The organism is Thiomicrorhabdus chilensis DSM 12352 (assembly GCF_000483485.1).
In the GTDB taxonomy this organism is placed as follows: Bacteria; Pseudomonadota; Gammaproteobacteria; order Thiomicrospirales; family Thiomicrospiraceae; genus Thiomicrorhabdus; species Thiomicrorhabdus chilensis.
This window is the reverse complement of the sequence record NZ_KI519609.1, coordinates 1,260,798-1,274,358: the sequence shown is the minus strand read 5'-3', so window position 1 is coordinate 1,274,358 and position 13,561 is coordinate 1,260,798. Positions and strand designations below refer to the sequence as shown.

Sequence of the window (13,561 nt, the reverse complement as noted above, 5' to 3'; positions counted from 1 at the left end):
GACACTGCGTGTCTTCTAAAGTATACCAATTAAGCAAATGAAAAAACCGGCGATTGGAAATTAAATCGCCGATTTTGTGGACTTCACGGCATGCCATTAAAAACATATTGTTTGCTAGAAACTCTACTTATTCAACCCAGTATCACCCTGCATAAGATTCAATGCGATGCCAGCCCAGATCAAACGAATGAGAACGGTAGCGCTCGCAACGTATGCCTTCCGACCAAACCGATATCCCGGCTTTGCGCATCAAATAGTGTACAAATTGCCTTTTGTCGGGCAGTTGCTCCCAAACGGAAGGTAAAAAGGTCGCTCGTCGAGCCCCGTCACTGATAATTAAGCCGTCCTCTTCTGGCTTTAATTGCTCTAGCAAATCCTCCATTGTCTGACAATATTCCATCTCCTGTGGTGGACTCAATAACGATATTCCGATATTCAGTCGTTCCAACTCCTGGATATCAAGGGGACTGAATCTCGGGTCTGAAAAAGCGGCATGAAACGCATTATGGGAAACATCCTCAATCAATGCCCTTGTCGCTTCAAGAGTACCGATGCATCCGCGCAGTTGAGCTTCTTTATTTAAGGTAACAAAGCAGGCCTGCTCATTTTCAAAATGCTGAAAACTCAAAGGTAAGTTGTAGGATCCGGGCGGTTTTTGAACACCGTGTTCTAAACCGTGTTCGATGCTCTGTTTGGCCACGCCCAAAAGATAATTTTGTTCGCTAACGGATAATGTCATTTATGGTCTCTCCTCACTGATCACCCAAGCCCCATAGCCGACGACTCGTGACTTGTCACCCGCCGTATCACCTGAATTAATCAACTCAAGCATCTGAATTTTAAATGGATTGTCATTTTTAAGTTCCAGTAATCCTTGTATGCCTTTATAACCGCAAGCGCGTTCGCCATTCAACTCCTGCCATTGACCATGATTGACCATCTCGGCTGTTTGTTGGTCGATGTGCTGTGCTTCTTCGTAAAAATGGAAGTGGCTTAAGTCACTGCTGATGACAAAATACACACCCTCTTGTTGCCACAAGGTTCTTAACACAGCGGCAACCTCAGCAGGTTGCACACTGCCATTCAATAATGGCAACACTTTCACGTCAGGCAAAAGGTATTTAATAAATGGAAAATGCACCTCCAGACTGTGTTCCAGCTGCTGAGCATAATTTGAAATTTCCACCTGTGGAAACTCAGCCAACAGCGAATCTCGTAATTTTGCATCTATTTGCAATGCTCCAAGCGGTGTCTCCACGGCATCGAAATCCACGGTGGTGATGCCTTGAAAACCGACTCTGTGGGCAGGCCCCATCACCACAACGGTTTTAATTTTATCTGCCGCTCCCTGCCATAAGGCATAGCCTTTCGCTGCCGTTTTACCCGAATATACATAACCGGCATGAGGCAAAATCAATGCTCTTGGCGGTTCCTCAACAGCTGACGAATCAACTGGATTGACGAACCACTGATCGAACATGCTGTGCAACTCAAATGAATTATTCGGGTAAAACAAGCCCGAAACAGCGGCTTCTTTGATGCGTGGATTGGCATTCATACAAAATCAAACCTTGAAATATTAATAAGTTACAACCATATATAATTATATTGATTTAAGTTTTCAAGGTAACAAAGATGAAAAATGTGGATTTAGAACATCCTTCCGTCATTCCGGTTGAACACTGGCATGCATTAGAAAACGGATTAATACAGTGTGACTTGTGTCCCCGGGAGTGCAAACTTCATGAGGGGCAACGTGGATTCTGTTTTGTCCGTGGCAGAAAAAATGACCAGATGTGGCTGACCTCTTATGGCCGTTCCAGCGGTTTTTGCATCGACCCCATTGAAAAGAAACCGCTCAACCATTTCCTGCCTGGATCCGCCGTTTTGTCATTCGGCACCGCCGGATGCAATCTGGCCTGTAAGTTCTGTCAGAATTGGGACATGTCCAAAGCGCGTGACATGGATCGCCTGCTGGATCAAGCCGATCCCGAAGCCCTGGCACTGGCTGCTAAAAAGCACCAATGTGCTTCCGTCGCCTATACTTATAACGATCCAGTCATTTTTTATGAGTATGCCATCGATACCGCAAAAGCCTGTCGGGCCCATGGTATTAAAAATGTGGCTGTGACCGCCGGTTATATCAGCGAAGCGCCGCGTAAAGAGTTTTTTGAATGGATGGACGCGGCCAATATAGACCTGAAGGCCTTCAATGAACGGTTTTACGAAAAATTGACCGGCGCCAAGTTGCAGCCTGTGTTGGATACCATCGAATATGTCGCTAATGAAACCGATTGCTGGCTGGAGCTCACTACGTTGCTGATCCCGGGCGAGAACGATTCGCCGTCTGAGATCGAAGCCATGAGCCAATGGATCATTCAACACTGTGGAGATGAGGTGCCGTTGCATTTCACCGCTTATCATCCCGATTACCGCATGATGGATAATCCACCGACTCCCAAATCGACTTTGGAGATGGCTCGAAATATCGCCATGAAAGCCGGTTTGAAATATGTCTATACCGGAAATGTGATCCATGCGGATGGACAAGCCACCTACTGTCCAAATTGTCAGCAAAAGGTCATTGGCCGACAATACTATGAAATCTACGATTGGCATCTGGACCATGGCAAATGCGCCAACTGTCAAACGCCCATTGCCGGGGTATTTGAAGAACAACCCGGCACATGGGGCAATAAACGTCTGCCCATCAAACTGACAAAAGAATGAACTTAACTGAGCCAGTCTTGCCTGTAGGACAGACGATTTAAATGATTTTATGCAGCTTACGGATTTTCTTATCGAACCCTATAAAAAATTCCATCGGTAATTCTTCTAATTTCACCTGTTAGGGTGAGGGTATTTCTGAATTTAGCTGCCTACAATACAAACCAAGTTGATTCGAAACGTATTTTGAATTGACTGAAACATTATTTGTTGTGCCAAACTTGTTGTGAAGCAAGGACGGAAAGCCAAGGGTCTTACTCAGTAAGATAGCCGGTTGCCAAATAATAAGCTGTTTGATTTCCGATAACAGATCTTATTTTTGTCTCTTCCCACATTTTTGTGCCTTCAATTTTTAAATGGTCACTTTGACAATAGCAATTCACTTTAGCTGAACACAGGTTACCGAATTGCACTCGACTTTAAAAAGGAAGGTTAAATGAAACATCTTATTTTAAAAACAACGGTTTTATCTATTGCACTTTTGGCTGGCAGCACTTCTGCTCAGGCAGCCGGGGGTAAATGGCAGCAGAACAACCAAACCAACACAAGCAGCACCAGTAGTACGACGACTACCACTTCTCAACTGACTACCTTTGAAAGCACCAGCCTCAAGTTCATGCGAGAAGAAGAGAAATTGGCTCGTGATGTTTATTTGACGCTTTACAATCGTTGGGGTGTACCGATTTTCCAGAATATCGCCAATTCTGAACAAACCCACACCGACAAAGTGGCCGAGTTATTGGTGAAATACAACATCGAAGATCCGGTCAAATCTGATGCGATTGGCGATTATACCGACCCGGCTTTCACCGAACTTTATCACGCCCTGGTTGATTCCGGTTCGCAAAGCTATGAAGCGGCATTGATGGTTGGAGCACAAATTGAAGAGTTGGATATTGCCGACTTGCAAGAACAGCTGAACATCATTAAAAAGACAGATATTACCAACGTTTACAGTAACTTACTGAAGGGTTCCAGAAACCATCTAAGAAGTTTTTATAGCTTGATTCTACAAGGTGGATTTGACTATACGCCGGTGCATATCTCTCAGGAAGAGTTTGATGCAATCGTTAATTCTGACATGGAAACCGGTAATACCAATACCACCGACACGCAAACTGGTGGTAGAGGAAGAGGCGGAAGACGCTAATCTAATAAAGGCTTAACAAATAAGGGAGAGGTTCAGGAGTTTACACTTGAACCTTTTCTATCCGCCTAAGCCCTATCGATTCTGGTAGGGCTGTCTCCAAATTTCAAACCTGTCGTTTCTGCACATTCAATAAGCCGTCTAATCGCCCATCTGAATAAAGTTGATACCCTGATACCTGTTTGCGGCTTACCGCGTATTGATCCTCGTACCATAATGGAACCGTGGCCAGCGTCTCCTGCAAATGAATTTGCAAGGTACGGTAAAGTCGCGCTTGTTCGTTTTGCTGGGTTTGCGTAGAGGCCTGTCGAATCAAGTGGTCAGCCCTTTCATCCCGATAACGTCCGCGGTTGGCGCCATTAGGCGGTATGGCGGCGCTGTCAAACACATATTGAAAAATATCCGGGCTTTTCACACCTACCCAAGCCAGGCTGTAAAGCTGGAAACGCCCCTGCTTGATATCGCTGTAAAAGGTTCCCCAGTCATAACTCTGTATTTTGAGCTGAATGCCTATTTTCCTGAGTTGGGACTGATAAATGGTGGCCAGACGTATCCGCGTGGGATCGTTAGAGGTTTTATAGCTGAGTTCAATCAAACCCTCGGAATTGAGCAGGCCTGCTGGAATCTTTACTTGTTGTAGCAGCGCTTTAGCCTGTACCGGATCATAAGGATAGCCGTTTATTTCCGGCACGCCGCACCAGTGTTCCGGTACCAGCAACCCGCCAGCGAGACGCGCGTGGCCGCCAAAAATGGCATTGATCACCGCCTTACGGTCGATGCCCATGGCGATGGCCTGCCGCAAAGCCTTTTGCTTGAGCAACGCATCCTCGAAGTTGAATCCGATATAACCAAAATTGGTGCCGCTGTGCCAATCGACTTTCAACTCGTCCTGATTTTCGGCGTAGTTCACCAGCTCAGGCGACAGGTCATTTTGAACGATATCCAACTCGCCCTTTTTCAGCTTTAGAATTCTGACGGTCGCGTCTTTGACCGGAATAAAATGCAATAACTGGGCATCCGCCAATCTTCTTACAACCAACTTCTGTTCATTAACGGAAACAAATTCACAAGGCCCAGAACCGACAGGTTGCTGGTGGAACGGATGGTTTTTTTCGATCAGGCTTTTAGGCAGAATACCAATCACCAAACGGCCGACAAACAATGGGTCCGCTTCGGAAAGCACGAAATCCACCTGAGTGGCGTTGATCAACTCCACTTTGCGGATGCCTTTTAGCGAGCCACGATGGGCAGAACCGAACTGAGGATCCAAGACACTGCGATAAGTCGCCACCACATCTTCGGCGGAAAGTGTTTCGCCATTGTGAAATTCGCTTTGATCCGTCAAAGTGAAACGATAACGGGTTGCACTGATGGACTGCCAGGTCGCCAAATCGGGCACGGGTTCAAAACGCTCATCAAAATCGATCAATTGGCGATACAGCAAACGGTTGACTCGACTGGAGAGCGCATCGGTGGCTTTGCGTGGGTCGAGCATTCTGGGCCTGGACGAGACCCCCATGCGAATCACTTTTTCGGAAGAATTCGTGGAAGCACATCCGTTCAGCCCTGACAAAATCCCGAGTACGGGTGCGGTCAGGGCTGTTTTAATCAAACTTCTGCGTAAAGGCAAAGCCAGCCTTTCGCCTTGATTACAACCAAACCGATTCACTTAGTTCGGTTCGCTCAACAATTCGTCATACACCGCCAAGTCCTCTGCTTGCAGGTCACCCACGGTCGCTTCCAGGTTCAAACGATTCAGAACCTGTGCATGCAGAGCCTCAACCAGATTACGTCGGGCATTAAAGAAATTGGAACGTGCCGTCAAGACCTCAAGCAGGCTTTTCAAACCCACGCGGTAACTCTCTTCCGCCGCATCCAAAAACGCACGGTTGGAATTAACCGCTTCCCGCAAAGCGGCAATCAGACTCTGGCCGCGTTCCACCGTTCTGACTTGAACACGCGCATTCAAACGCGCCTGTTCACGACTGTCACGTAGCGCCTGGTTGGCTGACTGGTACTGATAACGTGCTTGACTGACTTTGGACGAGGTGCCGCCGCCTGAATACAATGGAAGACTCACTGATACGCCGATTTGAGTATTCTGATTATCTGAATAGATAGTGGTCGCGGAATTAGTGTAATTAGAGTAGGCGGTATCCGACACCTTGGCCTGAAGCCCAGCGGTCGGCCAGTAACCCGACTTCTGCACCTCAACCTCTTCACCAGCCGCATTCAATTGCGCTTCAACCTGTTTGACCGTCAGGTTATTGGTTTGCGCCAAATCTTCCCAGTAGGCCATGTCTAATTCGTCTTGGGGAAGCGGTACCTGTAATGCCAGCACCTTTAAAGAATCCACCGGTTGACCGGTCAGCTTCAAAAGCTCTTCTTTAGCCACATCCAGACTGTTCTCGGAATTGATGCGGTTGGATTTAGACAAGTCATAACTCGATTTGGCCTGCAACACATCGGTGCGACTGGCCAGCCCTACTTCGGCAGAGGCCTGAGCCCGTTCCCACTGAATCTTATCGGCTTCTTCCTGTGCCAAGGACAAAGACACGTCCTCTTGAGCCAACAGCACTTTGAAGAAGGCGTCTGCTGTACGCACAATCAGGGACTGTTCTGCCTCACGAATCGTGAACTCCGCTTGTTGCAGCGAATATTTAGCCTGCTCGTATCGCGACCAGGATGCGTGGTCGTACAAAGACTGATTCAATGTCAATGATAAGGTACGGGTATTCACGTCTCCGCGGTCGAAATCCTGATCACTTTCATTAATAAAATAAGAACCGTCTGCACTGATTTGAGGTAATAGTGGCGAACGAGCGGTCTCCACAACCTGCTGGTCGGCTTGATATTGGGCGCGCTGCTGGGCAATTTTGGCATCATGGATCACGGCCATCTGATAGACATCCAGCAGGCCTGCACTCGGAGCGGCTTGCAATGGCAATACAAAACCGGCAAACAACCAGGCTGGCAGCGATTTTTTGCATAAAAGACTATTTCTTTTCATCGTCGTTCCACTCCTTGAATGGGTACTTACTTAAACTGATATTGTAATAACGAACCACCTCGGTGACTTCACGCCCGGCCCAATCCGGAATGGGTACTTGATCGGCTTCCGAGGTCATCTCAACTTCCGCAACCACCAAGCCGGCATTGTCTCCCAAAAACTCGTCAATCTCCCAGGTATGGGAATCGTGTTTAACCAAATAACGAATTTTCTCAATCACCGGCCCGACAGTCAGGGTGTTTAGCATTTTCTGGGCGTCTTCCAATGGAATCGAATATTCATATTCGTCACGGCTTAAGCCGATTTCCAGGCTTTTGATGTTCATGTTCGCCTGTTCGCCTTCAATACGCACCCTCACCGAACTTTTTGCTTTGTGGTCGGAAATGTCGTTCAGATAGCCTTGCGCGAAATGGGTTTGCTTAAAAGCCAACGGCTTCCAATCCTGGTTCTTCAATAAAAACTTACGTTCTATTTCTCTTGCCATAAGGGTTCTATTTCTACTTAATACTGAAAGTGTTTAAAGGTCAATGTGCATAGACGCCGGTCGAAAGGTAGCGGTCACCGCGGTCACACACGATGGTGACAATCACCGCATTTTCGGTTTCCGACGCCACCTCAAGCGCAGCGGCCATTGCACCGCCGGATGACACACCGCCAAAAATCCCTTCCTGTTTGGCCAACTGACGCATGGTCTGTTCGGCTCGGTGTTGCGACATATCAATAATGCGATCAACACGGGTAGATTCATAGATTTTAGGCATGTATTCGGCCGGCCAGCGGCGGATTCCGGGAATAGACGCGCCGTCTTCGGGTTGCACGCCCACGATTTGAATATCCGGGTTCTGTTCCTTCAAATACATCGACGTGCCCATAATCGTGCCCGTGGTCCCCATGGCGCTGACAAAGTGGGTGACTTTGCCGTAGGTGTCTTGCCATATCTCCGGGCCTGTGGACAGATAATGCGCCAACGGGTTATCCGGGTTAGCAAATTGGTCAAGTACAATGCCTTTACCACTCTGCTGAAGGCTCATCGCCAAATCACGCGCGCCTTCCATCCCTTCTTGTTGCGACACACTGATCAGCTCGGCTCCGTAAGCCGCCATGGAAGCCTTACGTTCCATGCTCATATTGTCCGGCATAATCAACTTGAGTTTATACCCCATCAGCGCACTCGCCATCGCCAGGGCAATACCAGTATTGCCGCTGGTCGCCTCTATCAAAGTGTCGCCGGGCTTTATCTCGCCACGCAATTCGGCTTGTTTGATCATGTTCACCGCCGGACGGTCTTTGACGGAACCCGCCGGATTATTGCCCTCTAATTTCGCCAACACCACGCTATTGGTTTCAGAATGAACCATACGCTGCAATTGCACCAAAGGGGTATGTCCCACAAAATCCATTAAGCTTTTAAACTGCATCTGATTTCCGTTTGATAATTTGAATGATTCCCAGATTTGTCTGTCTATTATGACATTCCTTAAAGCCGCTGGCAGGGCTTTATTGTGATTTTTAGCTTCTGGAAAAGGCACCAAAACCAGAAAACCCACACAATGAAAATTTTGTCTTTATGGATTCACTGCCGGGTCTTCAAGCCAATACCCGTCCAGGCGTTTAAACCAACCCTTTAACCAGCGCTGTTCATTTCGCTCTTTGGGTGCCAGTTGCGTTCTTAAGGTGAGTCGCTGTTTTGCCGCCTTTACAAACTCCTGAACCGTGTGTTTGCTTGAAAGGGTTGTTTTTTGCGGTGTTGACATCTGTCTTAAAACCGAGATCAAGCCCCACTCCTCATTCTGATATTGTTCTTCCGCATTGCCGCCTATGCCTTTGAAATTAAAGTAATCAATGGCCGCAAAGGTTCCCTCTTTACTGGCCATCAACAGCGACAACTTATGGCTTAAACGTATTTGTTCTTCTCTAGCCAAAGCGGAAAGTCTATTCAGCCAACGTGTTTCAAATGCCTGAACGATAAACTGCGCCTGCTGACTTTGAGTCTTAAACAACCAATCCCTGAGTTCCGTCAACTCCCGGCCAGACCAGGCCTGCTCAAACTGGGATTTGCTTTGCCAAGGCGCGTGCAAGGGTTGCAGTTGCTGAAGCCATAAAGGCGGTGCAACCTGCCTAGAGACAAACGCCAGCATGTCGGGAAAGGATTCAATAAAGGGAGGGTCAATACCAGCAGGAAACCAGATGAAATGACCGATGCCGAAAGAGGGAAAGGCCTCGCCTTTGCCCCAGTAGGTCAGATAACGTGGATCACTCGCGCACTCATTGGCATAAATACGCTGGCCAATCCAACGGTAATCCTCAGGAGTCAATGAAGCGATCGCATCCGATATCGGTTGTGGGGTTGGCGAAGTGATTAGCCCGGTGAGAGAGTCAGCCGTCGCTTGAACAGGACTGGGACTGGTGACCGCCACACTGACAACGAGCACGGCAACCAGGCCAAAACAGCTTGACCTGAATTTAAGGTCTTGCACCCAACTCACTCTGAATTCCAACAAGCCGCTTACAGCTTTAACCTAAGCGCGCCGCAAGCAAACCATCCATTTTCTTGATCATGCCTTTGTACATCAGCATCAGGTCTTCAACCACGGATTCCTGAACGCAAGGCATCGCCAAAAGCACCTCCGACCAGCGGCTCAATTTGGGACAGTTTTCCAACAAATCCAGTCCGGTCAGGTTCTTGACGAAACACAGGCGCATCAACATCGGCGCATAGGCGGCATCAATCATATTGAATTCTTCGCCGTTGAAATAAGACCCGCCGGAATGCTGCGCTTCCAGCTGACTGAGTTTTTGCTGAATCAGTGCCTGTTTTTCTTCCAAAACCGCTTCATCTTTTGTGGTGATCAGCGCATGCATGGCAAACAAAATATCGCTGCCGAAACTGATCCACGCCCGGTTCTTGGCCTTAAGCAACGGATCGCTGGGTTGCAGACTGGGCGGCGTGATCTCATCCACATACTCCTGAATCACCGACGACTCAAACAGCACATCATCGCCCACCTTAAGAACCGGCACCTGCCCAAGAGGGGAAATCTCCTTGAACCACTCCGGCGGATTGTTCAAATCGATGTAGGTGATGTCAAAGTCCACCTGCTTTTGCTTGAGCACAATGACCGCGCGTTGCACAAATGGACACAACTTGAAACTGATTAACTCGAGTTTGTGAGACATGGATTTCCCCTCATAAGTAAGTTGAACAATCATGATACTGAGTCAAGCAAGAAGTGCAATGCTTATGCGTTAATCTTCTGCAGAAGATTCATCATGCAAAGGTGAGTTTTGGAGATGAATGAATTAAAAAACCTGACTGGTTTCAGACCACTTCAGTTGAAACTGAACAGGCCTGTTGATTTTTCTGCCCCCGCTTCAATTGGCCAATATCACCTTTCCGTTCGCACACATCGAAATCATCGCCTCCCAAATTTCGTCCGAATTCATTCCACTTTTATCCGCCAACAAGGACATCACAGCCTTTTCAAGCGGTTTACCAGCTTCGATATCAATGACGGCCACATGAATTTTTGAGAATATTTCCTCTAAAACCCTCTTTGGAAGCTCCTCCCCTGTTACGCTTTTAAAGTGAAATTCCAACAGGCTCCGGGTTTTTGATATAACGTCCCGTTCAAGGTCAGTTTGAGGAGTATCAATAATATGGGTGCCATTGATACGACTCATCTCAGTCAAGTTTTTCAGCTCTTTCGTGATCTCCAGAGAGGCCTCTGAGTTGGTGGCGATGATGTATCTGTCGCCTTTAATGTTCTCGCTACAGAATTGAACAATGAATTGCCTTAACACAGATGAATACTCTGAAACACAACAATCCGACAAACTCAAAGTGTGTTTGGCCTGAATAAAAAACCGTCCATGAGAAGTCATCAGAACCAAATCATCAATGGCGCTGTTGGATTCAAATCGCAGTTCATCAACGAATATATCCGGCGTTACCCCCAAAGCCGATACACTGGGGACCTCATAGAGGATATGCACCATCAGAAATGCAGCCACCCGATGTAGAAAATCTGTCTCAATATTCACACAACCTCACCTCCTGAAGCCATCAATGGCCGCATAGGGTTTTATTAAAAACTCTCTAAGTTTAAGTCGCTACGCGATAGCGCACTCGGTATGAGAACATGGTTAAGCATGGTTCACTGACCATTGGCACAGTCTGTTTTATAACAGGTGCAACGGCTACAAAAGTAATTCCACGCTTTTTACAACATTTTGGCTGAAGCTAAATTGATAATTTCTTTTGCCTGAATATCAATTCCCTTGTCAAATCGGCCTCATTAAAAGGCACTGGATGACAACCCTGTAATATTACGTAAAACTACAGTTAAATACTACAACAAAAAACAAGGGATATAGAAATAAAATACGTAGCAACAAAGATTTATAATCTTTAATAGGCAGATTTGGAATGACAAAATCGGCTGTGAATGCCGCTTAGTCAAGGAAAGGCGGGTTAAATTTTGTCAAGTTTGACCATTTAGGAAAGGAGGCACTATTTATTATAATTTTTGCGAAATTTAAGGATAGTGTCCCCTTTTCCCCTAAAAAAATAGAAGCACGATTACGCCCACGTTGAACAACATGGTTAGGCACCAAGTAAGAAAAATCTAGATTTACGGGGCATGAAACAATCCTAGCTTAGCGCGGTAAACAATTAATGTTATTCAAAAAAAGGCTTTGACACCTTTTTCCCACTGGTTATGTATTATCACTGAAGCAACTTATTCAAAAATGCACCAATAACGATACCAAGCAACCCGAAAACAATGCCTATATATGTTGCGCGGTTTTGTAGTTTGACAAGGCGAACTTGAAGCAGATGCTCTGCAACGATTCTTTTTGAAGAATCTCCTGTTGAGCCGGTCTCCTCCTGGATCACTTTAGCTAGCTCCCAAGAATCCATGCGGCGAAGTTTTTTTTCTTCATCAGTAAAATGTTTAAACCAATAGTCATATTCATCATTTGCAAATAGAGCTTTGAATCGGTCGGCAATCGTCATACGCATTTTGACTCCTTTGACTATTTGATGATATTGCTCACATAATGTTTAAGCTAACCGGCCGCGCGTGAACGCGGTCGGGTTGAGTGAATTGTTAGGCTTAAATTATTTTTCCATGAGGATATACCATGGGAATATTGAATTTGATTCTAGATTCACTGCTATGAGAATCTGTCGTACTTCCATTTGCGTCTAAGCCAATTGATGCAATAGATATTTTTAAGCCTCCTCCTGTTTTTTCTCCAGATTCAGCTTGGATTGCAACGTCAAACTCAATAAGCTCAACCAAAGGAAGGTCCTCTTTGTAATTTTCACTAACTCTGCCGTAAGCTTTAGCTTCTTTAGAATATGCTTGTACAGCATTAGGGTTTACAAATGCTTCGGAGCTACCAAGCTTAGAATTTGCCTCATCAATTCCTTCCGCTATTTGTACAAGAGATTCTGTAATGAATTCTTTTAATTCCATTCTTTATCCTTAAATATGTGGCTAACGTTTGAGTTCACCCGAGAGGAGCCGCGCAGCGGTGACGAATCGGGTGGAACGATTTATTATGCCCTATGTGTGTCGCAGACGCCTTGCATCCGTCATCCACCACTCCAACATATCCCAATTGTCTAGGTCAGTTGCTTCATTACCCATGCTTCTTCTAATTTCTAATAGGAATGTTCCAAGAAGACCCAGCATTTCTTTTAGATCGCTTTCATTTGGATTCTCTATATCATCACCCTTTGAGTAAAAATACTGCATTAGATTGTTATATGAACGAACAACAGAGTCTGAACCCATCAGGGACATTTTAAAGCCTAGCCTACGGTAATCTAGCGATAACATTTGTGAGATAGCTACATTGTTTTTATCTTTACCCTTGTTCTTTTTATCCATCCCCCAGGCTGTATCTGTCATCAGTAGGATTACGAAAGGCTCTAATATCTGATTATAGATATTTACCCTGTCATCTCGGAGCTTGTCTTCTAGCTCAATTTTCCTTTCAATACCCTTCCTTAGTTTCCACCCAATAGCCGAAAGTATAATTACTAGAACAGGTGTAGATAGCGCACCTAAAGCAGTTACATAATCAATCCAATTTGGCTCTTCCATTATCTTTCCTTAGGGGCATAACATTTAGTATAAGGCACTAATGCCTTGATATACGATATTCAAAACTGATTCAGGCACTGTGGCCTTTATATCAATTTAACCTTTCTGTCACTTTGACAGTGTTAAACGGTATTAACGCGGAATAGCTGTATAGGTACGTAAAATTTACTTTTTAATACTATAGCAAATAACTAAGGCTTGCTAGATGAAATGCGCAGAAATAACAATCGGTAATGTTTGAAGGCAAATTCGGGTGGAAAAAGCGGCTATGAATGCCGCTTAGTGAGTGAAAGGTAAGTTATATTTTATCGGCTTTGACCAGTTCGGTGAATTTCTGGTAAAGCGTATCGTGGTCCTCTACCCGATCGGGGTCGGTGATGATGCAGTCCAGCGGACATACGCTGATGCAGGTCGGTTGGTCATAAAAACCGACACATTCCGTGCACAGATCCGGATTGATTTCATAGATTTTGTCACCCATGTAAATCGCCTTGTTCGGGCATTCCGGCTCGCACATGTCGCAGTTGATGCAACCTTTGATGATTTTAAGCGCCATCTAGA

The 13,561-nt window shown here is 46.0% G+C and carries 15 protein-coding genes and 1 riboswitch; of the genes, 2 read left to right on the top strand and 13 right to left on the bottom strand.

The window, feature by feature from the left end; genetic code table 11:
• Positions 1-142: 142 nt before the first annotated feature.
• Complete coding sequence (amrA, locus tag B076_RS12265) at positions 143-739, bottom strand: AmmeMemoRadiSam system protein A (RefSeq protein WP_051347211.1); 597 nt, start codon at positions 737-739, stop codon at positions 143-145.
• On the bottom strand, positions 740-1,558 hold the full coding sequence (gene amrB / locus B076_RS0106075; protein WP_028486529.1) for an AmmeMemoRadiSam system protein B: 819 nt from the start codon (positions 1,556-1,558) through the stop codon (positions 740-742).
• 77 nt (positions 1,559-1,635) lie between these two features.
• Between amrB and amrS the strand changes: the two genes are divergently transcribed.
• Together amrS and B076_RS12260 are read left to right on the top strand one after the other, a co-directional pair.
• Positions 1,636-2,730 carry an AmmeMemoRadiSam system radical SAM enzyme gene (gene amrS / locus B076_RS0106070; protein ID WP_028486528.1) on the top strand — a complete coding sequence of 365 codons (1,095 nt, stop codon included), beginning with the start codon at positions 1,636-1,638 and terminating at the stop codon, positions 2,728-2,730.
• Between the two features lie 201 nt (positions 2,731-2,931).
• Positions 2,932-3,009: riboswitch (cyclic di-GMP riboswitch) on the top strand.
• Between the two features lie 154 nt (positions 3,010-3,163).
• Positions 3,164-3,877, top strand: a complete 714-nt coding sequence (locus B076_RS12260) for a DUF2202 domain-containing protein (RefSeq protein ID WP_051347210.1) — start codon at positions 3,164-3,166, stop codon at positions 3,875-3,877.
• Positions 3,878-3,980: 103 nt separating this feature from the next.
• On the opposite strand, the gene B076_RS0106060 is transcribed toward B076_RS12260, so the two are convergent.
• The 11 genes from B076_RS0106060 to B076_RS0106010 form a co-directional block, all read right to left on the bottom strand.
• Positions 3,981-5,543, bottom strand: a complete 1,563-nt coding sequence (locus B076_RS0106060) for an ABC transporter substrate-binding protein (RefSeq protein WP_245566326.1) — start codon at positions 5,541-5,543, stop codon at positions 3,981-3,983.
• A complete protein-coding gene (locus tag B076_RS0106055) occupies positions 5,544-6,884 on the bottom strand; it encodes a TolC family outer membrane protein (protein WP_028486526.1) in 1,341 nt (446 codons plus the stop codon). It lies immediately after the preceding gene.
• Complete coding sequence (locus tag B076_RS0106050; RefSeq protein ID WP_028486525.1) at positions 6,871-7,368, bottom strand: CYTH domain-containing protein; 498 nt, start codon at positions 7,366-7,368, stop codon at positions 6,871-6,873. Before B076_RS0106050 ends, B076_RS0106055 begins: the two co-directional genes overlap by 14 nt.
• Before the next feature lie 40 nt (positions 7,369-7,408).
• The gene (cysM, locus tag B076_RS0106045; RefSeq protein ID WP_028486524.1) at positions 7,409-8,302 is read right to left on the bottom strand and encodes a cysteine synthase CysM; all 894 of its coding nucleotides are present in this window, start codon (positions 8,300-8,302) and stop codon (positions 7,409-7,411) included.
• A gap of 147 nt (positions 8,303-8,449) precedes the next feature.
• The gene (locus B076_RS12255) at positions 8,450-9,370 is read right to left on the bottom strand and encodes a hypothetical protein (protein ID WP_157753523.1); all 921 of its coding nucleotides are present in this window, start codon (positions 9,368-9,370) and stop codon (positions 8,450-8,452) included.
• 28 nt (positions 9,371-9,398) lie between these two features.
• The gene (locus B076_RS0106035) at positions 9,399-10,061 is read right to left on the bottom strand and encodes a glutathione S-transferase family protein (RefSeq protein ID WP_028486523.1); all 663 of its coding nucleotides are present in this window, start codon (positions 10,059-10,061) and stop codon (positions 9,399-9,401) included.
• A gap of 195 nt (positions 10,062-10,256) precedes the next feature.
• Entirely contained in the window at positions 10,257-10,925 is a 669-nt protein-coding gene (locus B076_RS0106030) for a hypothetical protein (protein WP_157753522.1), read from the bottom strand.
• A gap of 685 nt (positions 10,926-11,610) precedes the next feature.
• Positions 11,611-11,907, bottom strand: a complete 297-nt coding sequence (locus tag B076_RS0106025; RefSeq protein ID WP_038150448.1) for a hypothetical protein — start codon at positions 11,905-11,907, stop codon at positions 11,611-11,613.
• A gap of 94 nt (positions 11,908-12,001) precedes the next feature.
• On the bottom strand, positions 12,002-12,367 hold the full coding sequence (locus B076_RS0106020; RefSeq protein WP_028486520.1) for a hypothetical protein: 366 nt from the start codon (positions 12,365-12,367) through the stop codon (positions 12,002-12,004).
• A 90-nt stretch (positions 12,368-12,457) separates the two neighbouring features.
• The gene (locus B076_RS0106015; RefSeq protein WP_028486519.1) at positions 12,458-13,000 is read right to left on the bottom strand and encodes a hypothetical protein; all 543 of its coding nucleotides are present in this window, start codon (positions 12,998-13,000) and stop codon (positions 12,458-12,460) included.
• Between the two features lie 298 nt (positions 13,001-13,298).
• A complete protein-coding gene (locus B076_RS0106010; protein ID WP_028486518.1) occupies positions 13,299-13,556 on the bottom strand; it encodes a YfhL family 4Fe-4S dicluster ferredoxin in 258 nt (85 codons plus the stop codon).
• Positions 13,557-13,561 lie beyond the last annotated feature (5 nt).

Excerpts from the sequence above, each read along its gene's own strand:
- amrA (WP_051347211.1), bottom strand. The coding sequence starts at position 739 with ATGACATTATCCGTTAGCGAACAAAATTATCTTTTGGGCGTGGCCAAA.
- amrB (WP_028486529.1), bottom strand. The coding sequence starts at position 1,558 with ATGAATGCCAATCCACGCATCAAAGAAGCCGCTGTTTCGGGCTTGTTT.
- amrS (WP_028486528.1), top strand. The coding sequence starts at position 1,636 with ATGAAAAATGTGGATTTAGAACATCCTTCCGTCATTCCGGTTGAACAC.
- B076_RS12260 (WP_051347210.1), top strand. The coding sequence starts at position 3,164 with ATGAAACATCTTATTTTAAAAACAACGGTTTTATCTATTGCACTTTTG.
- B076_RS0106055 (WP_028486526.1), bottom strand. The coding sequence starts at position 6,884 with ATGAAAAGAAATAGTCTTTTATGCAAAAAATCGCTGCCAGCCTGGTTG.
- B076_RS0106050 (WP_028486525.1), bottom strand. The coding sequence starts at position 7,368 with ATGGCAAGAGAAATAGAACGTAAGTTTTTATTGAAGAACCAGGATTGG.
- cysM (WP_028486524.1), bottom strand. The coding sequence starts at position 8,302 with ATGCAGTTTAAAAGCTTAATGGATTTTGTGGGACATACCCCTTTGGTG.
- B076_RS0106035 (WP_028486523.1), bottom strand. The coding sequence starts at position 10,061 with ATGTCTCACAAACTCGAGTTAATCAGTTTCAAGTTGTGTCCATTTGTG.
- B076_RS0106025 (WP_038150448.1), bottom strand. The coding sequence starts at position 11,907 with ATGCGTATGACGATTGCCGACCGATTCAAAGCTCTATTTGCAAATGAT.
- B076_RS0106020 (WP_028486520.1), bottom strand. The coding sequence starts at position 12,367 with ATGGAATTAAAAGAATTCATTACAGAATCTCTTGTACAAATAGCGGAA.
- B076_RS0106015 (WP_028486519.1), bottom strand. The coding sequence starts at position 13,000 with ATGGAAGAGCCAAATTGGATTGATTATGTAACTGCTTTAGGTGCGCTA.
- B076_RS0106010 (WP_028486518.1), bottom strand. The coding sequence starts at position 13,556 with ATGGCGCTTAAAATCATCAAAGGTTGCATCAACTGCGACATGTGCGAG.